Source organism: Glycomyces niveus, assembly GCF_017592475.1.
GTDB classification, from domain to species: domain Bacteria; phylum Actinomycetota; class Actinomycetes; order Mycobacteriales; family Micromonosporaceae; genus Glycomyces; species Glycomyces niveus.
The window spans coordinates 482,648-501,041 of record NZ_JAGFNP010000003.1; the positions used below are offsets into that span (position 1 = coordinate 482,648).

General features: G+C 65.9%; 20 protein-coding genes. 13 read left to right on the forward strand and 7 right to left on the reverse strand.

The annotated features are described in order from the left end of the window. Positions 1–185 precede the first annotated feature (185 nt). From J5V16_RS08035 to J5V16_RS08055, 5 genes are all read right to left on the reverse strand, one after another. Positions 186–749 carry a 2'-5' RNA ligase family protein gene (locus tag J5V16_RS08035; RefSeq protein WP_208495549.1) on the reverse strand — a complete coding sequence of 188 codons (564 nt, stop codon included), beginning with the start codon at positions 747–749 and terminating at the stop codon, positions 186–188. Further along, on the reverse strand, positions 746–1,111 hold the full coding sequence (locus J5V16_RS08040; protein WP_208495550.1) for a hypothetical protein: 366 nt from the start codon (positions 1,109–1,111) through the stop codon (positions 746–748). The genes J5V16_RS08035 and J5V16_RS08040 overlap by 4 nt, the downstream gene beginning before the upstream one ends. Next, the gene (locus J5V16_RS08045; protein ID WP_208495551.1) at positions 1,108–1,503 is read right to left on the reverse strand and encodes a hypothetical protein; all 396 of its coding nucleotides are present in this window, start codon (positions 1,501–1,503) and stop codon (positions 1,108–1,110) included. Before J5V16_RS08045 ends, J5V16_RS08040 begins: the two co-directional genes overlap by 4 nt. Next, positions 1,500–1,745, reverse strand: a complete 246-nt coding sequence (locus J5V16_RS08050; protein WP_208495552.1) for a hypothetical protein — start codon at positions 1,743–1,745, stop codon at positions 1,500–1,502. The genes J5V16_RS08045 and J5V16_RS08050 overlap by 4 nt, the downstream gene beginning before the upstream one ends. A 247-nt stretch (positions 1,746–1,992) precedes the next feature. Beyond that, positions 1,993–2,274 carry a hypothetical protein gene (locus J5V16_RS08055; protein WP_208495553.1) on the reverse strand — a complete coding sequence of 94 codons (282 nt, stop codon included), beginning with the start codon at positions 2,272–2,274 and terminating at the stop codon, positions 1,993–1,995. Positions 2,275–3,420: 1,146 nt separating this feature from the next. On the opposite strand from J5V16_RS08055, the gene J5V16_RS08060 reads away from it, so the two are divergent. The 9 genes from J5V16_RS08060 (at position 3,421) to J5V16_RS08100 (ending at position 11,631) form a co-directional block, all read left to right on the forward strand. Next, complete coding sequence (locus tag J5V16_RS08060) at positions 3,421–4,854, forward strand: helix-turn-helix domain-containing protein (protein ID WP_208495554.1); 1,434 nt, start codon at positions 3,421–3,423, stop codon at positions 4,852–4,854. Further along, complete coding sequence (locus J5V16_RS08065; protein ID WP_408612384.1) at positions 4,817–5,782, forward strand: phosphotransferase family protein; 966 nt, start codon at positions 4,817–4,819, stop codon at positions 5,780–5,782. The genes J5V16_RS08060 and J5V16_RS08065 overlap by 38 nt, the downstream gene beginning before the upstream one ends. 83 nt (positions 5,783–5,865) lie before the next feature. Next, on the forward strand, positions 5,866–6,648 hold the full coding sequence (locus tag J5V16_RS24960) for a CdiA C-terminal domain-containing protein (RefSeq protein WP_208495556.1): 783 nt from the start codon (positions 5,866–5,868) through the stop codon (positions 6,646–6,648). A gap of 5 nt (positions 6,649–6,653) precedes the next feature. Then, on the forward strand, positions 6,654–7,142 hold the full coding sequence (locus J5V16_RS08075) for a hypothetical protein (RefSeq protein WP_208495557.1): 489 nt from the start codon (positions 6,654–6,656) through the stop codon (positions 7,140–7,142). A 133-nt stretch (positions 7,143–7,275) separates the two neighbouring features. Further along, the gene (locus J5V16_RS08080) at positions 7,276–8,484 is read left to right on the forward strand and encodes a pentapeptide repeat-containing protein (protein WP_208495558.1); all 1,209 of its coding nucleotides are present in this window, start codon (positions 7,276–7,278) and stop codon (positions 8,482–8,484) included. A 246-nt stretch (positions 8,485–8,730) separates the two neighbouring features. Next, on the forward strand, positions 8,731–9,630 hold the full coding sequence (locus J5V16_RS08085; protein ID WP_208495559.1) for a hypothetical protein: 900 nt from the start codon (positions 8,731–8,733) through the stop codon (positions 9,628–9,630). Further along, entirely contained in the window at positions 9,623–10,255 is a 633-nt protein-coding gene (locus J5V16_RS08090) for a hypothetical protein (protein WP_208495560.1), read from the forward strand. Before J5V16_RS08085 ends, J5V16_RS08090 begins: the two co-directional genes overlap by 8 nt. A gap of 111 nt (positions 10,256–10,366) precedes the next feature. Next, positions 10,367–11,128 (forward strand): hypothetical protein, encoded by a 762-nt coding sequence (locus J5V16_RS08095; RefSeq protein ID WP_208495561.1) that lies wholly within the window; start codon positions 10,367–10,369, stop codon positions 11,126–11,128. Positions 11,129–11,193: 65 nt separating this feature from the next. Continuing rightward, entirely contained in the window at positions 11,194–11,631 is a 438-nt protein-coding gene (locus tag J5V16_RS08100; protein WP_208495562.1) for a hypothetical protein, read from the forward strand. A gap of 64 nt (positions 11,632–11,695) precedes the next feature. Here J5V16_RS08100 and J5V16_RS08105 read toward each other — a convergent pair whose 3' ends face one another. Next, positions 11,696–12,214 (reverse strand): hypothetical protein, encoded by a 519-nt coding sequence (locus J5V16_RS08105; RefSeq protein WP_208495563.1) that lies wholly within the window; start codon positions 12,212–12,214, stop codon positions 11,696–11,698. Between the two features lie 281 nt (positions 12,215–12,495). On the opposite strand from J5V16_RS08105, the gene J5V16_RS08110 reads away from it, so the two are divergent. The 3 genes from J5V16_RS08110 to J5V16_RS08120 all read left to right on the forward strand — a co-directional run bounded on the left by J5V16_RS08110 (position 12,496) and on the right by J5V16_RS08120 (position 14,033). Continuing rightward, positions 12,496–13,116 (forward strand): hypothetical protein, encoded by a 621-nt coding sequence (locus J5V16_RS08110; protein WP_208495564.1) that lies wholly within the window; start codon positions 12,496–12,498, stop codon positions 13,114–13,116. Then, positions 13,113–13,559 carry a hypothetical protein gene (locus J5V16_RS08115; protein ID WP_208495565.1) on the forward strand — a complete coding sequence of 149 codons (447 nt, stop codon included), beginning with the start codon at positions 13,113–13,115 and terminating at the stop codon, positions 13,557–13,559. The genes J5V16_RS08110 and J5V16_RS08115 overlap by 4 nt, the downstream gene beginning before the upstream one ends. A gap of 252 nt (positions 13,560–13,811) precedes the next feature. Next, positions 13,812–14,033, forward strand: coding sequence for a hypothetical protein (locus tag J5V16_RS08120; protein WP_208495566.1), 222 nt, complete (start codon positions 13,812–13,814; stop codon positions 14,031–14,033). Positions 14,034–14,095: 62 nt separating this feature from the next. Here the strand turns inward: J5V16_RS08120 and J5V16_RS08125 are convergent, their stop codons facing one another. Then, positions 14,096–16,588, reverse strand: a complete 2,493-nt coding sequence (locus J5V16_RS08125; protein WP_208495567.1) for a hypothetical protein — start codon at positions 16,586–16,588, stop codon at positions 14,096–14,098. 240 nt (positions 16,589–16,828) lie between these two features. Between J5V16_RS08125 and J5V16_RS08130 the strand changes: the two genes are divergently transcribed. After that, positions 16,829–18,316 carry a ParB/RepB/Spo0J family partition protein gene (locus tag J5V16_RS08130; RefSeq protein WP_208495568.1) on the forward strand — a complete coding sequence of 496 codons (1,488 nt, stop codon included), beginning with the start codon at positions 16,829–16,831 and terminating at the stop codon, positions 18,314–18,316. Positions 18,317–18,394: the final 78 nt, after the last annotated feature.

Sequence of the window (18,394 nt, forward strand, 5' to 3'; positions counted from 1 at the left end):
CGCTGTCTCCGCGACGCGGTCGAGCATGTCAAGACAGCCCAGCGGCACCGGGTAGGGACTGGGGCCGGTGATGTCGTAGAGCAGGACCGTGGCGGGCTCGGCGGTGTAGACGCGGCCGGTGATCAGCCGGGAGCCGATCTCGACCGTCTCGAGCTCGATCACCTCCGCCACGGGGCCGCGCGCCCTCATGGCCGCTCCTGCAGTCGTGGGGCCGCACCGAGGGTGGACCGCGCCACCGGCGTCCACACCCCCGCCGTCTCGGCCGCGACCCGAATCGACACCACGATCTCGCCCACCAAGCACTCGGCGACGAAACCGTCCAGCTCCCGCTCGGCGCGGTCGAGCGCAGCCTTGGGCAGGTTCTGGGCGACGGTGACGTGCGGGTGGAACGGGTGCTCCAACACCGCCTCCACCGGCCCCGACCGTAGCTCCTCGGCCAGCGCCGAGCATTCAGCCACCCCTTTGGCGAGGCGCGCGTAGACGACATCGGTCACCGGCCGGAACGTCCCGGCCCCATGCAGGCCGATGCGGAACGGGCGCGTCGCCGCAGCGACTTTGTCGACATGGACGGCGAAGTCGACGATGCCGGCACTGTCGATCGGGGTGGGAGGCACGAAGGTGAGATGCGGGTCGAGCACCTTCGCGAGCGGGTCGCCGACCCGGGTGCCGATCGCGGTCAGCATGTCGCGAGCCAGCCGGGGGACCTGGTAAGTCACGCCCACAAGGAAGCCGAAGCCAGAGGCGGTCATGCCGCCTCCGGTGCCGGTTCGTCGTCGACGATGAGCGCGATGCTCAGTTTCGGGCTCAGGTAGGCGCCCTCGAAGATCGCCGCGACCGCGGCCGTCACGGCCTGGAGTACGCCCTCGCGCATCTTCGACCCCTCAATGAGGCCGATCGTGTAGGCCGCGATGGTCCATTCGTCCACCAGCGTGCCGTCCTCGCGGCGCTCGAAAGCGGCGATGGTCCGGTCGAGTTCACCGGCCTCGTGCGCGGTGACCTCGAGGTGGGTGCCGCCATCGTTGACGGCGGACAGGATCATGGTGCGCCTGCAATGAAGGAACATCGCCAGACGCTGCCCAGCGCGGACGCGCCGCTTCGGGTCGGTGGTCATACGAGCGTCACCGTTCCCCGTGAGCGAGGGCCGCGCAGGAGCCGGTACCCGCCTGGCGTGAGCGTCACGCCGAGGTCGCGCATCGTTGCGGCGGTGTCGATCAAGGTCGACAGCTCGGCGACGGCATCGCGCAGGTCGCTGTGCGCACGCGAGCGGGCCTGGAGGCCGAGTCGGTCGGCGACCGGGAGCAGGTGGGCGCTGATCAGTCCCGTGGTGACGCTCATGTGGCCGATGGGGGTGTCGGCGAGGCAGCCGCCGCTGACGGCGAGGTCGAAATGCCCGCCACCCCCGTCGCCCTCGCGGTAGGCCACCAGAATCTCCCTGTGGTGTTGGGAGATCACGGCGATGTGGCCGTGCTCGGCGACGATCGGGGCGATGCCGGACTTCATCACGCCGGCCCTCCCTCGGAGTCTTCGAGCTTGTCGAGTTCCTCCACGATGGCTTCGAAGAGGTCCGCCGCGCTGCCGGCCGTGGCGAGGACGCCGATGCCGAAGGCGCCGGCGATGATGCCGCATACGACTGCCTCGCCGCCCGATCCGGGCGGGTCGCTGATCGCGACGACGGCCGCGGCGACCGAGAGGCTGATGCACCCGATGATCGCGGCCAGGACCATCATCGGGGCAAGCGCGAGCATTCTCGCTCGAGTCCGAACGACCTTCGGTAGGCCGGGCGGCCCAGTATCGGGCTCGGTCGTTTTGGGGTCGGGGTCGTGCATTCGGGAAAGACTCCGTTTCCGGTTAGAGTCGGGTACGGCGGCGCTGGCGGACCGGAGGGATACCGCCAGAGATGCCGCAGCACCCGAGTTCTGCGGTGGTGATGACAGCGGGTTCGCGATGACCTTCCGGCCGCCTGGGGCGGCGCGGTGATCGCGTCGCGGGCCGCTAGGGGTTCTGGTTGTCGTTGGCGACCGCTGGTCGGTCGTCTTTGGTGTGTTCGGCCTCGGCGATGATCCGGCGGGCCTGTTGGTCGATCCACGGCCTCCAGGGGTCGATAGCCCAGGGCAACGACCAGTTCGCTGGCATCTTGCGGTGATAGATGGCGCAAACCGGAATCGCTCGCTCGTCACCTTTTCGGACCTCGACGCTGTGGACTTCGCCGTCGCGCAGGACGGTGAAAACGAATCCCTCGCGCTCGAACTCTTCAAGTGCTTCTTGGTCAGCCATTGAGGAGGTCTGCCTCCTCGTTAGTGCCGTCGGTTCTCACTTGGTGCGAGGCCCGCCCCGAGCTCCGCACATCTTTCGGACGTTGATCAGTAGATGCGGCCGCGCGCCAGTCCGGGTGAACCGCCACAGGCAACTGCGGATCGAGCTGCTGCCCATGGACGGCGCCCCACCACACGACGGTCGCCAAGTCAATCAACTCGATCTCCTCAGAGTGCTCGATCCACGCCTCGCGTGGATCCGGCACCAGCCGAGGTCTCTGCCCCGGGTCCCATCGGACGAGACCGACGGTCTCGGTGAAACCTCCTGGACGGCAGACCCACATCGCACGCGAGCTGTGGAAATAGACGGTCAACCACTCCTCTCGGAAGTAGCAGCACCCGAGTTCGCTTCCGGGCTTCGGGGTCGGCCGCAGGAACTTGCCTCCGGGAGCTGCAGGCGAATCTCCGTTCGCGCCGAGGGCTACACCCCGCCGTGAGAGGGCCGCCTGCGTCGGATCGGCTGAAGGTGCAGACGGCCCCAGCGCCTGAAGGTGATTCGTCGAAACCTTCATTCCACTGCCCCTCCGGCATCATCACGGCAATCTGGTTCGAGAGTGGCGGCTGCGGCAGCGCCGGGAGGATTCCTCTCCGCCACCGCAGCCGCCTTCATGGAATCCGGCCAGTAATCCTGTGTCCCCACCTCGACATCAGGACCAGAACCGATTCCGAGCTCACACCTCCACCCGGGAGGGAAGCTCATGGTGTTCACGTCAAGCTCAATCCAATGAAGATCGTTGGTCACGCTCATCGACGATCGCCGTCCTCAATCTGAGGCAGATGGTGCCCTTCGACGAACGCGCGGAGCTCGGTTCCGCGGGAGCAGGGCCCACGCCGCCGCCGCGAGTCACGGCAACCTGTGCAGTCGAGCAGATGCCGGCACAGTTCCGCACGTTTGCGTTCGAGTTCGTTCTCAGGCAACTCAGCACGCACCGGAGCAGCAGCGACGAGATCGGCCTGCCGACTCGTTCGACACGACCGCCCGGACACGGGGAGCGCGTAATTGATTGCCATGTATGTAGCCTGGAGCACAAGCCTAAGCACGGACAAGCACTTGAATCGGACACGGCGACGGGACTCGAACTGTCCGATTCGAACCGAGGAGACGGTCATGCCGCGCCCCCTGAAGCCGCTGGACCCCGCGAAGGGACCTGCTGACTGGTTCGGTGCTGAACTCCGTCATCACCGCCAGTCCAAGGGGCTCTCCCAGAGCGAACTCGGCGAGCGAGTCTTCGTGTCCGGCTCGGAAATCGGCAAGATCGAGACCGCGGCTCGACGATGCCCGCTCGACCTCGCTCGACGCCTCGACCAGGCTCTGGACACCGGCGGAGTACTTGAGCGCTCCTGGCCCCTGATTGCGGCTGAATCGGACAAGTCCGTCCGGGAATCGGACAGTTCCCGAAGGAGCGGCCTCAACGTTGACGACCACCCGCTCGTCGGAGAGATGCTGGAGTCCCAATCGTCAACCGGCCCAGGAGATTCATTGGATCGACGCAGCTTCCTCGCCACGAGCGCAGGTCTGGTCGTCGGTGCCGCCCTCGCAGACAGCACCGTCGCGTCGAAATCGCTGCTGCCCACCGACCTCATGACCCAGATCGATCAGATCGCCGCAGCCTGCGTCCAGATGGCGAATCAGCGGAACATCGGCCGAGCCGATCTCGCCCGTCTCGGAGCCGTTCACGACCTCTATCAGTCCATCGACTACCAGTACGGCGGCGGCCTGGTCTACGAGAGGCTGAACGCGATCGCGGACGCCTCGGCCGCGATGCTCGACGGCTCCTGCCCCGATCGTCTCCGTCCGACCCTCATCAACACCGTCGCGAAGCTTCGCCTTCTTGCCGGCTGGACCGCCTTCGACATGTGCGACCACGCGAGCGGACAGCGGCACTTCGCCGCGGCTGAGCGGCTCGCTATCCGCGCCGAGAACACGAGCCTGACGGCGTACGTGCACTACTGCCAGGCGCGGCAGCTTCAACATCTACGGCACAATCGCGATGCCGTGGACGTGCTCCGCCTCGCCCAGCAGCGTCTTGACCGTCACTCGACGCCCGGTACGAAGGCGGTGCTCGAAGCCACGATCGCTCCCTCGCTGGCGGCCCTCGGTGACCGCACCGGAGCGGATGCCGCGCTCACAAAGGCCACTGATGCCTTCGAGCGGATGATTCCCGGCGACGAGCCCAGTTGGATCAGCTGGATCGACCAAGCCGAACTCGCGGCCCAGTTCGGCCGCGTCTACCGCGATTTCGCAAGGCAGGATCGCGCCTTCGCCGAACAGGCGGCCACCTGGACGCGGCGAGCCGTCGACGGTTTCGACGAGGGCATGCAGCGCAGCAGCGTGCTCAACCAAGTCGGTTTGTGCTCGGCCTGGTTCCTGGCCGGAGAGGCGGACGCGGCCTTGGAGATCGGCGCCGGGCTGCTGGGCAACGCCGACCGGGTACATTCGGCGAGGATCAGAGAGCGGATCGTGAATCTCGGCCGTGACGCGCAGGCGTGCGCCGGTCGCTCGGATGTCGACGACTTCATCAACGAGATCACCTCCATCTGAAGACGAGAGGAGCACGGTGTCCAACGGCCGGTTCACCGAGGAGCGCATGCGCGCCGCCCTGAACGCACTCGCCGACCAGCTCGACATCGATGCCAGCGACGCCAGAACCCTCCACATGGCGAACAACGCCGTCTACGCGCTCCCCAGCGCCGGCATCGTCTTCCGCATCACCCGCTCCAACACGCTGCACGACCGCGTCCGCAAAGGCGCCCGCCTCGGCCGCTGGTTCTCCGACGTCGACGCACCGACCATCCGCCTCGCCCCATATCCGAACCAGCCGCTGGTGTACGAGGACCTGCTGGCGACGGTCTGGAACTACGTCCCGCCGGCTCCCGACGCCCCCGACGCCGATGATCTGGGGAAGGTCCTGCGTGAGTTCCACAACCTGCCCGCGCCCACCATCGACCTCCCCAGATGGGACCCGGTCGGAACCGCCAGAAAGCGCATCGCCGATGCCGAAGCACTCGAGGATGGCGATCGGCAGACGCTCCTGGACTGGTGTGACCGACTTGAGCCCGAGATCGGCACGCTAGTCGAGGCCTCAAGCGGCACCCTCGTGCACGGCGACGCCCACGTAGGCAATCTGCTTCGCCGCCCCGACGGTCGAGTCGTGCTGTGCGACTTCGACTCCACATGCCTAGGCCCTTCGGGAGTCGACCTGGCGGCTGTCGCCGCGGCCGAAATCTGGTTCGCGTCGACCGGTGAACACGATCGGCTCGTCAAGTCCTACGGATTCGACATCACCTCCGACCCTGCCTGGCCGATCCTCCGCCAAGCTCGCGAGCTGACCTTCGTGGTCGGCGGGGTGCCGCTCCTCGCCAGCAGCGCCGGTGTAGCAGAGCAGTTCAAACTCCGGCTCGACTCCGTGATGGCCAACGACACGAGCGTGGTCTGGACACCCTATGCGGCGTATGGCAAAAGAGACTGAAGGCTGATCTTGCCCACTTCATCCTGACTGCGGCACAACCGTATAGTCACGTGTGCTGATAAACCCGCATCAGAGGAGCCCCTGTGACCAGTATCGATGAGGCATCCGGGGCCGTCGGTGGCAACGCCGAACAGGCCCGCGAACTCGTCAACGGCATCACCGCCTCCAAGGAGATCGTCGACTCCCTCGCCGGTGCCATGGCCGCACTTGGCGTCGGCGCCAAGGCCAGCGAGGCCCGGGCAGCGAGCGCACGCGCGGAGGAACTCGCAGGTCATGCCAACGGGTTGGCCGATGCTCTCGACTCCCTCCGTGCCCAGATCGAGGCATTGCGCGGTTTACTCGCCAGCGCAAGAGGCAACGCACCATCTCCCCTTCCGTCCCAGGACAGCGGATCGAAGTTCACTCGGCCATCCCTGCCGCCTGATCTGAACCGGAAGCCGGGAGGCTCTCCCGCCCAGGTCAACAAGGGATCTCAGTCCGGGAACCAGGGCGATATCCGATCAGAGAACGAGGCGGCAGCCGTCCTTGCCCGCAGCGGATACGAGATCGTTCAGAACCCCCCGCCAAAGGCCAACGGGAAGGAACCCGACTACTTCATGGAGGGTGACTATTGGGACTGCTACACCGTCAGCACGGACAACCCCGAGCGCGTGCGGAAGTCGATCGGCAAGAAGGCCAACCCGAAACACGGGCCGGTGCAGGCGAGCAGGATCGTCCTCAACTTCGACTCCAGAGGGCCAGGCCAGGGAACCTCGCTGACGCCTGAAACCGTGGAGGCGCTGTTGCAGCGCAAACCGGTCGACGGGCTCAAGGAAGTTAAGGTAATCAAGGACGGCCGTGTCCGTGACCTGGATCTGGAGGGTTGAGCAGCATGACCCTGGACTACACCTACTATCGCCCCGCTGCTCCCGAAGCGGAGCTCTCGGCGTACTTCACGGCGCGCCTCGGCCTGAAGCGCAGTTCCGCGCAAGACCCGTTCCCGATTACCGGTGAACGTTGGTGGGGCACTTACTTGCTCGACTCCGCCGAGGAGTTCGACGAGGAAGCCGCCCGTCTAGGGATCGGCGAATCCGGCGAACTCTCCATCATCACCTTCGAACTCCGCAAGTCCCTCTCGACCGAGGAGTACTACCGCGCGCACCTCGACTTGTATGGTGCGGTAGTAGACCAGCTCAACGAAACCCCAGGCCTCACCGGACTCCTGGTCTACGGCGACGTAAGCGTCCAGATCGAACGTCCGCCCGGCGGGCCGACCTTTCTTGACCGCTCCCTCGCCGACCCGACCGACGGCAACCAGGACCATCATCTCGACCCTGTGCTCGCCCGCGCCACCATGGCAGACCTGGTGAACTTCGCATAGCTCTTGAAATCGCACGAGCGAGGCAGTGTGGGGACCGCACCCGGCGCGATCCGGCCGATCACGCCCGGTGCTTCAGAGTTCTCAGTCATCAACCGGTACAGCCAATCTCAGCGATTTGCGAGACACTGTCGAGATGGGCGAGACGCGCGAGACTCCTGGCCGCGGTCGATGGATCTGGGTCGTGGCCGTTGCTGGCATTGTCGTTGCCGGCGTGAGTGTCGGCGCATGGTGGTTGGTCGATCCACTCTCCGCAGAGACGCCTGCTGATAAGGCAAGCGCACTCCAGGCCACTTTCACATTGGCGTTCGGATTCGGAGGGGTTGCGACTCTCGCCTTGTTCGCGCGTCGGCAGTGGCACCAGGAACGCGTCCATGAGCATGACCGGGCAGTCGCCGCTGAAGCCCAGTACGACGCCGAGCAACGTCGAATCACCGAGCAGTACGTTAAGGCCGTCGAGCTGTTGGGCCATGAGAGCGCGTCGGTGAGGCTTGCGGGCCTCTATGCGCTTGACCGGCTCGGCCGCAACCACCCGGAACAGCGGCAGATGATCTCCGAGGTCTGGTGTGCATATCTGCGGCGCCGATATCGACCTCCACGTGCCGTGTTGCTGGGAACCAGTGCAGATGACGCCCTCGATCTTCAATTCGATGGCGAGGCAGGGCCAGGAGGGGCCGATGAGCTGGAAGCATTGGATGAGTACGAGGTCCGTGCGACGGCGCAGCGACTGCTTGCCCGACACCTTCGTGATCCTCGCCCCGCCGAGCTCAGAAACGGCGAGCGGCCGCCTGCCTCGGAGGAGTACTGGGACCTCCAGCGGATCGATCTCACTAAGGCCACGCTGGTCAGCATGGACTTCCGAGATTGTGTCTTCCCCAGAACCGATGCGGGTGGCCTGCGCTGCCACCGGCGCGCCCAGTTCGATCGCGCCGTGTTCACCAGCAAGGTTCTGCTTGAGCGGTCGAAGTTCCACGGAGGGGTGAGCTTCTTTGACACGCACCTTGCAGACGACGTGTCGTTTCTGGAAGCGACATTTCTGGATCGTGTGACCTTCAGGAACGCGAAATTCAGTGGTGGTGTCCGCTTTGAACGAGCAGTGCTCACGCGCACCCTGGACCTCCGAGATTCGTGGTTCGAAACCTACGCTGTCTTTGAGGATTGCGAGCTCGCCGGGAAGCCGGCGGTTGACCTCACAGGAGCTCGGGCAACTAGCGACCCAACCGGATTCTTTCGCCGGGCATGGCCCCCTGGTTGGGTTGCACGAGAAGCTGATCCGGTCGATATTCGGGGACAACCACGCGAACCGTTCATGTACCTCGTGCAACCCGACGACCCGGAAATCTAGGAGGATCCCGGATCCTCCACATTCCGGAAATCGTCCTTGCTTCGTTCACTGCCCTCGTGTCGAAGTCACGGCTCGGATTTCCGCCGCCAGGATACCCGGCAGCCGGTCAGGGGCCGCTGCGCTCGCACCGGCTGCTCCTTCGTCGCCGCTCCGGTGCACCCCTTCCCTTCCTCCGCCGGGTGGGCGGCCGGGTCAATCCGGCCGCGACCGATCAACAGGTCGCGACCCCGACCCGAAGGAGGAACCATGTCCAACTATGACCACGAAGCGCTGCAGCGCATCGCCATCGAGCACGCCCACGCGCTGTGCGGGTATCTCGCCGGTGACTGGCACCGGACTGATGCCGTCCAGACCGAGGCGAGCATCGCCCGCGAGGACTGCGAGCTGTACCTGTGGGGGTACGAGCAGGATGGGACCGCCCGCCTGTCCATCCGGGCCCAGCTCCCCGACGGGTGGGCCGGGATCGACGGAGTTGCGCCGCCAGAGATCACCGTCCGAGCCGACCGCTCCATCGAGTCGATCGCCACCGACATCGCCCGACGCCTCCTGCCCGCACACGCTGAGCGGGCCGCCCAAGTACGGGACGCCCTCGAGCGGGAAGAGCAGCGCAAGGCCATCACATCCTCGATCGTCGACTACTTCCTGGAGACCATGCCGGGTGGCGTGCCCGACATGCACCATCCCGCCACGGCCGTCAGCAGCAGAGGTCCGGGCGCCTTCAGCGCAAGCATGCGCCTCGGACTAGACGTGCAATCCGCGGACCTGCACCTGCGGAATCTCCCGCTCGACCTCACCCGCAGCATCATCCACATCGTCGGCCGCCATCTCAGCGACACCGAACCGGCCGACGGCTCCCCCGAGCAGGTCCTCAATGCGCTCGCCGACACCATCACCAAGCTCGCCGGCGTCCGTACTCAGATCCCGACCGCCAAGCTCCTGCGCGAGTCCGCTCTGAACCTGCTCATCATCTCCCGCATCGCCTCGAACCGCCTCCAGGACCGGGCCGAGCGCGACGAGATCGAGCAGGTCGCCGACCAGCTCATCACGACGATCCGCCACCGCGCCTGGTCACTGCCTCCCGAGCCCCTGACGGACTCGCCCGCCACCGACCAAGCGCAAGCCGCCTCGGAGGCGACCGATGAGTGAGATCCTGTCCTGGAGCGAGGAACAGCACCTTCGAGCGACTATCGCCGAGTCGTGCGCCGCGGGCCTCGCCGAACATCTGGCTGGTGAGTGGGTCCGGTGCGATCCGCACGAGCACCTGGTGGCCCTCCGGTCGGGCGAGCGGCGCTTGACGATCCGCCCCGAACGGAAGGCCGCACTCTGGCGGGTGGAGATCACCGCCGATCTACCTCAGGGCTACCAATCCCATACTCGACTGGAGGTCGAGCGGACCAGTGTCGCTCCCGACCGTCCAGCCGACAAGATCGCCCGCCAAGTCGAGCGCCGACTGCTCACAGACGCCTACGACGCGGCCTGTACCGAAGTCCTCGCTGCGCTCGACGCTGAGCGCGACCGCAAGACCGTCCTCGCGACCGCAGTCGCCGAGCTCCAGGCCCTCATTCCCGGCGCCTACCAGTCCCAACACGACTCTGACGGCTCCGTGCAATTCAGCGGACCGAACCTATTCCGAGGCTCGTTCCGCCTCCACTACCGCGCCACCGAGGCCACCATCAAGCTCGATGGCGTCCCGATTGACCTCGCCCGCAACCTCGCCGCCCTCATCGGCAAGCACCTCAGCAGCGAGATCACTGCCGCGCAGGTGAGTTGATCGCCAGGACCCGTCCACATCGCACTGCCGCCTTACTCCGGGTCGACCAGCCTCCTGCTGGTCGGCCCTTTCTATGTCCCATCCCAGCACGCTTGAATGGAGCGTTTCGCTATGTCCACCCACCGCTTCGCCGAAGGCGAGATCGTCAAGGCCCGCCCGCACCTCCTGGCCCCGCGGACCCCCTCGGATTCGCGGCCGTTCGCCTGGCCGTTCTACTACCCGGCCCGGATCACCAGCCTCTTCGGAGACGACGGTGCAATCGTCGAATTCCTCGAACATCAGCACGCGGACGACGCCTGGGAGCAGGTCATCACCCCCTGGCCTCGAGAGCAAGGCTTCTCGGTCAAGTCGTTGCACGCCCTCGACTGCGACTGCGGCACTTGCGATCCCAACGAATCACTGCGCGACCCGCGCGCCCTGATCGACCGCCTCCAGGGTGACCTCGACGGTCTCGGCAACCGCCGCGCCGAACACACGGCCCGCACCCTCCACAACCGCCGCTTCCCCGGGGCCCTCCGTCTCGTCTCCGCCAGCGACCTCGCCCGCGGGGACTTCCTGCTGTTCCCACAACAGCACGTCCACACCGCCCGCGAGATCCGAGGCGACCTCCACTTGACGTTCTGCCACGGCAACTTCGTTACCAGGCCCGAAACCCGGTACCTGATCCACCGACCCGCGAGCCCAGCGCCGATCTGCGATTCGCGTTCGACCTCCTTCGACCCGCGCTACACCGCGACCCTCGTCCCCTCTGCACTGACGCTCTTGGAGCAGGCCGCCCTCGACTGCCTCGTCGACCTCGGCCTCACCGAACCCGCAAGCAACGACCGTCGCCGGATCCGGGCCCGCGGGACGACTGCCGGACTTCGAGGATGAGGTCCAGGCTCGCGCGTGCGTCGTACTCGCGCTCCTAGTTGCGCGACTCGCCGGTCGAGGTTTTCGTGCCCCATCTGCCACCCGGCCCGGTCATCGCCGGTCCGACATTCGACGGCTCCCGACTCCTGCCCGCTGACGCCGACCTCATCGCCGACGACTGCCTCATCGAGTGCAAGGCCACCATCGGCGGCCCACCGCGCAAAGACGGCAGCCGCGCCCTCAAGTTCGACAGCAATGACCTGTTCCAGGTCCTCGGCTACGCCCTGATGGACTTCTCCGACACGTACACGATCCACAGCCTCGGCCTGTACGCACCGCGGTTCGCCTCGTTCCAGACCTGGCCGCTGGCCCAGATTCTCGACGAGGCGCAGGCAAATCCGTGGACCTCGCTCGGGCCCACGGCGCGTTCGAGCAGATGCTGCGCACCGCCCTGCCCCCCTTCCTCACCAAGACCTATGGCATCGCCCGACCCGAAGCACTCCGGCACCCCGAACCGCACCTGACGCCACTCACCCGAGTCCGAGGTCTTGGTGGCAGCCGTTAATGGACAACAGGATGTCTTCTTCGTCAGTGATCGCACTTGGGCATGTCGGGATACGAGCTTGTGGACGAGGGTCGAATCAATGCTTCGGGCAACCAGAGGCCGGATGGAGTTCGCATCCAACGGCCACCCTCGGGGCCAGTCTCCCAACAAACAACGCCGAATACTTCGTCAGAGCAGAGCGCCTCCGTTCCGGCGTTTCCGCCTGGGTACGTGGCGGGTTGGAAGCAGTAGAGCTTGCCTTCGGTCTGTTGATTGAGCGCGTAGGTGTACACCCGATCCGGCGTCTCTGCGGCCACTCGATTGAAGATCCAGACCCCCGCGATCACCAGCACCAAGCACATCACCGTGGCATGCAGACGGATCTGTCGTGCCCGGCTGTCCAGGTCGGCCCTGGTTGATTCGGCCCACAAGTACCCCGCGGCCGTGAGGAGGACCGTGCCTGCAATCCACCAGGGCAGCGGCAGCGGAATCGCACCGAATAGCCCAAGGAGCAGTGCCGCGGCCAGTACCACGACACCTGAGAGAACCGATCGGGAGGCCATTCGGGTCGCCACTCGGACGACTACGGACTTCAGTGTGCCTGAGGGGTGAGGGGACCGCCTTTTCATCCTCGAATTCTAGAGCTTCGAGCTTCTCCCGGGGCCCACCTGCCGAGCGGGAGGCAAGTGGCGGCTGCCGCTCGCGCGCGCGGACGCTACCCGACGGCCGGGGCGACCGGGCTGCGCCCTGGACTGCGTCCTCGCCCCTTCCCCGCCGGGTAATGGCGCCGCACCGCGCGGCAGCCACCAGGGTCGCCGCGCCCGGCCCTGGAAGGCGCACCGCCATGACACCACCGACTTCGTTCGACGCCCTGCTGGAGAAGGCGACCGGTCCGCGCGAGTTCGCCGCCGCGTTCATGGATCACCTCGGCCTGGCCGGGATCTTCGAGCGCATGGACATCGCCGAAGAGGAGATCGCCGCCGCTCAAAAGCGACACCCGGACGCCAGCGACCGGCTCTACCACTCCTTCAAGCTCCTCGTGCCCTCCCACGAGCGGATGGAGTACGAGCCGGTCTACCGCGCGCACTGCCGCGAAATCCTCCACCGCGTCGCCACAGGAGGCGACACGCGGATCGGGACGGCCGCCGAGGTCTGCTGCACCCTCCACGACGTCAGCCTCATCGCACCGCTCCGGTCGGCGGCGTCAGGGTTGTACCTCCGGATGTGGCGAGCCGCGGGCCTGCCCGACTTCCCCGAACTCATCCCCGCCAGCGAGAACCACGAAGCCCTGGAGGGATCTCGGATCGACGATCACGAATCCGAGACCCGCCGCAAGCTCACCGACCACACCCGCACCCTCGACAGCGTCGAATGCCGCGGCATGCACCACGGCGAGCGCATCACCTGCACCCTCGCTCCCGCCCCGACCCTCTTCGACGCCATGGACGCAGGAGCGCGGTCATGACCGGCGATGGCTTGATCGCCGCCATGCGCGGTCGCCCTGACGTCCCACGCGACGAGCGCGAACGACAGTACCTGCGCCGACTCATTGCGCTCGATCTGTCCCCGATCGGCATCTGCCCTGACTGCCGGGGCGCGATCCTCCGCCACAAGTCCGCGACCGCGGACGAAGCAATCCGGTTCCACCAGTCCAAGGAGGGTGCCTGCACTGCCCGGATCGCGGCCCGCCTGGTCTCCGCGCACATCAGCGCCGCCCGCCCGGCCGCGGCCGTGGCGACCATGCAGTACCTCCACCTCAAGCTCGAAGCCGACGACGCCACCTCTACTGAGCGGCATGGCCTGCGCGACCGCATCACCGAAGGCATCCCGCACTTCGAGGAGACGACCTGGACGCTTGTCTACGACCTTTTCGGCAGCCCCTACGAGTCCGAAGAGGAGTGGGTATGACACCGCCTTCGCCTGGCACGGCATCACCTCTTGCGGCGACGGATACCGCTGCGTCGCAACCGAAATACTGCCATGCCTGCCCGTCATCGCCGAGCCTGCCGCCCTGGCCTCTTCCCGGGAGCACGATCCAGCCCGGATCACCCGCGGTCTGACCGCGCTCGTCCTGGCGGAACTACCCCGCTCACTGGCCGAACGCGAGCTCGACGGAACCACCGAGCTGACCTGCCGAATCCGCGCCCTGACGCTGGAACTGTGCGCGGCCTACGGCCTCGACAACACCGCTACCGTACGGGCCACGTCCTGGACCACCTGGCGGCCTACCTGCTACCCGCGCAGCCGCTGTGCGAGACCGTCCAGGCGTGGGTCGTCAACCGCCTCGGCGACGCCAGCGAGCAGTACCCCGAAGTCATCATCCCGCTTCTTCACCGCGCCGCCGACGACTACCAGACCTCTGAGGAGGCCCCTGATGCGTGAGCCGACCGAACTCGAACTGCACAACGAGCGCCTGAGATCGGCTGGCGAATCCAGTCGACGGTTCACCTCACGTAAGTGTCTTCGATGTGCTCTGTCCCAAGGCCCGTGACCGTTCGGATGCGGGCGACGGCCCAGCTCCATTTCCTCTCGGCGACTGCGGTTTGGATCGCTTGGATACTGGCGGTTTGCCATGTGTCGTGTGTCGTCCCAAGCACGATTTCATCGGCATGCAGCACGTCTGCAAGAAGTGCCTTCTTGCGAGCAGCGTCGTTCCTCTGCCCCCTGTCGGCCCCAAGGGTGTTTGAGCTCTTCGCCTCCGCGATCAGGACTTTTCGGTTGCTGAGCGCGATGAGATCGGCTTCGGCTTTGCGCTTGCCTTCGGAGAACAGTTCCATCTCGGGCGCATCGGTGTAGGTCCTTGAGTTGCCTCTGAGGTGATGGGCGAGCAGGACAGGAACGTCTCCGTTTTCGTTGAGGAAGTCACGGACGATGGGGTGGAGGTCGTAAAACCAGGGCGGCTCAGTGGTCTTTCCCCAGCTCGGGCTCACAAGCTGGCTTGATCCGTCGCAGCGAAGGCACTTGTTGAGCTGGGCGAGCGCGTCGATCGCAATGAAAGCGGGGCGTCCGCAGTGCGCGCATTTGAGGATGAGGCCCCTCTTCAAGACGCCGAGCTCCAGGAGCGAATCGACTTCGCCCCGCAGCAGCCCGACGTCTTCGATGCCTCGATACTTCAGCATTCCATCGAAGCAGAGGTACCCCTCTCGGGTCCCGTCGGTCAACCCGGGGGATCCAAGGACGACGCCCTCGCGGTTCGGATAGGCATCCTTGGAGGCTTTTCCTGTGGGACTGAAAGCCTTGAAGACCTTCCGCATCGGACTGGCTATTGCCTCGGCGACGGCCTCTGGTGATCCCCAGAGGCGGGCAAGCGCTAGGAATCTCGAGCCGGCTGGCGAGTACTCCATGGTCATCGCGGACTCCGCTGCCACGAGGTCGGCCCACGCGGCAAGCGAAGGCTGTCGAAGTCGCGGTCGAGCTAGTGAAGAGGCTCTCGATGAACCCGAGAGTACGAGGTCCCACTTCCCCGATTCGAACGAGATACCATCGCGACCGCTTCGCATCCAGGTGTGGTGACGACTCTGCCCCGAAGCGAGGAGATCATGGCCGTCAATGCCTCTCCCGCCAGGCAGACCATTGGGGATGAAGAACACCTCGACCTGCCACTGGAGCTCGTCGCACCCGACAAGGTGAGGGTGGGCGATATCGGGGTATCGCTGTCCTGCAACCATCTCGATGGCACCTTGTGCGGTCCGATGGACACCGACAGGATGCTCGATATCGTATTGCTCCTCCACCGCCAAAAACCACGCAGACTCAGGCAGTGCCGCCGCAGGCTCCACGCGAACTGCCTGCTGGTGGCGAGTTACGAGTGCCTGCTGCTGCTCGCTCACCAGTGCAACAAAAGGCGGGTTTTGAAGGCTCACCGCAAGAGCTTGAAGCTCCTCATCCGGTTGTGAGAACGATGAAATGGCGAGCGCTCTTCTCTTGCGGGCGAGTCCGGAGACGAGCGTATGGAGGTGATCGTATGAGGGGTCTTCTTGCATCTCGCTCCACCGGGAGTACGGCAGCCACACAGAGCGACCGTAGAGACGTTCGGAGATGTGGGCAAGCGCGAAATCGTCTGCGGTGTCGCCGAGCACAAGGTCAACGGTTTTCCGACGCTCAGCCGCGTTGTAGATGTGGGTGAGCCCGCTCAACGTCCTCACAAATGCCGTCGGATACTGATGGTCACCGCCGCTCGGATGGCCGGCTTGAGGATGTGTCCAGTAAGCCAGCTCATGGTTGACCAGCTTGAGCTGGTCGCCTGGATTGCGGTCGTTACTCAAGAGCCAGTTCCAGAGCACGTGCTCCTGGTCCCTTGGAAGGTTCGGATCAGTACCAGCTAGCGGTCGCTTCCCCGCGCCGCACCGGGCTGCGAGGGCGACGCCAAGCGCACCGCCCCAATGCTCGGGTGCTGAGATATATACCTGTGGCCATTCTGGTTGATTTGTAGACTTTTCGATCGCTGTCAGGGTATGCCACACCTCAGTGGCGGATATATGGGTCGCAGCCTCGTCCCAGGCTCCGCCTTCTTCTCTGCGGCGATATGGAGAACAGAATTCGGTGACCTGATCCCGCGCCGCCCGGTCGGAGGGATCTTCGATGGGAAATGCGCCTGACTCCGAGAGTCGCTGTTCCCGTTCTGCTTCCGAGGTCTCAGTAGCCAGCTTGATGCAAGATCCGGGCGAGATCTGCTCCATGTCGGCGACGGTTCGCTCAAGTGTGAGTACATAATCCGGATCATATGCACGAACCATTGCAAGAAGGTCAGGTCGCACTATTCCGTCATGATGCGGTATTACGACGAATCCACGTCCGCCCCATACTCTTGTGGCGCAGTGAAAAGCCGTTCTCGCCCAGTAGTTCCAGTGCTCGCCTCCGTCGAAGAGAATGACAACGCGGGGAGGGCGCAATGCGACTTGAACTGGGACGGTTTCGAACTTCATCTTGATCTCCATGCGGCACGAGGGTTTCAAGAGGATAACTCTTCATCCGGCCCTCAAGTGGACTGGCAGTCGTGGAGTTTCCGGTTTTTCCAAACCCAACCTGATCGCCATGGGCTTCCGACCCGGACGGCCTCTTCTGCGGCGCTTGCTGGGCCGGCCCAAGGGTAGCCGCTTCGCGGCTGGGGACCGGGCCCACAGCAAGCGCCGCCGACTCCATCAACACGTCGGCGGCCGATCCGATTGGAGGCTCCCGTGGAGCTCACCCAGATTCCACCCGCGCAGCTCGTTCCCCACGAGAAGAACGCGCACTCCGAACTGCGCGGCATCGACGCCCTCGCGCAGACAGTCGCCTACCTCGGCATCATCGAACCACTCGTCGTCCTCCCCGCCGATGACGAAGGGCGCCACACGATCGTGGCCGGGCACCGCCGCCACGCCGCCGCACTCCAGGTCGGACTGGAGGCGGTGCCGTGCGTGGTCGTCGACGACCCAGGCGCGGCCGACCAACTCGTCACCATGCTCGTGGAAAACCTCCACCGCGACGACCTCACCGTCCTCGAAGAAGCCCAGACCTACCAGCAGCTCGCCCTCCTGGACTGGGAGCCCAAACGCATCGCCCAGGCCACCGGCCGCGACCTCGACCGCGTCCAGCAGTCCCTCACCCTCCACACCCTCCCCGAACACGTCCAACAGGCCGCACACGCCGGCCAGGTGGACCTGGTCTCGGCCGCCGCCTTGACGGAGTTCGCGCACGACCCCAAGGTGATCGAGCGGATCATGAAGAAGGCCGGCGGGCACTGGAGCGTTCAGCACCTCATCGCCGAGGAACGACACCGCCAGCAGGAGAAGGACAAGCTCGACCGCCTCAAGGCCGAACTCGTCCTCGACGGCGTCAAGGTCACCGCCCGACCCCACTTCCTCACCGAAGGCGGCACCGCTGTGCCCCTCCACCACCTCGTTGACGCCGACGGCAACTCCGTCGACCCCGAGACGGTCAAGAGCGAGCCGGGATTCGCGGCCTACATCAATCGCGACTACGGCGCCAAGGCCGAGTTCTACTGCCCCGACCCCGCCGCGGTCGGATTCCGCCCGGCCCCGGGTTCACAGGCCGCGCACCGGACCGAGCGGGAGGCCCGCGACGCCGAGGCCGCCGCGCGGCGCCAGGGGTGGGAGGCCGCCACGGCCGTGCGGACCGATTTCCTGCTCTCCCAGTACGGCACCGCGAAGGGCGCGAAGACGCTGTTCCGGCCCGCGCTACGCGAACTGGCGGGCACGCGAATGGACATGCCGTTCAACCAGTACGCTGAGCTCGCTGACGCCCTGTGCGGGTGCCCGATCCGCGAGCTGCCCGAGAACGCCGGGATGGACCGCCTCACCCGCGCCACTGTCGCCCGCTGGCTCGCGCGGTGCGAGGAGAACCTGTCCGGGCTCGTCCTTGGCCGGTGGGGCGACCTCGGCCACGCCCTGACCTACCTCGACCTCCTCGTAGCCGAGGGGTACGAGCTGGCCGAAGTCGAATCGGGGATCCACCAGTCGATCACCGACCGCCTCGCCGAGGAGATGAAGGACGACGAAGAAGTGGTCGCCGAGGAAGACGAAGGTGACGGCGACGCCTCGGAGACGGACGCCGACTCTGAAACCGAGGCGGTTGAGGAGCACGAAGTCGACCTCGCTGAGATCGAGCCGGACTCGGGTGATCTCAGCGGCGCCGACGCCGGACACGTGCTCGAAGCGGTCTGACAGCCGGTCGCGGGGGGGGGGGCCCCCCGGGGGCGCCCCCCCCCACGACCAAACAGGAAGCCCCCCCGCGCCCCCCAC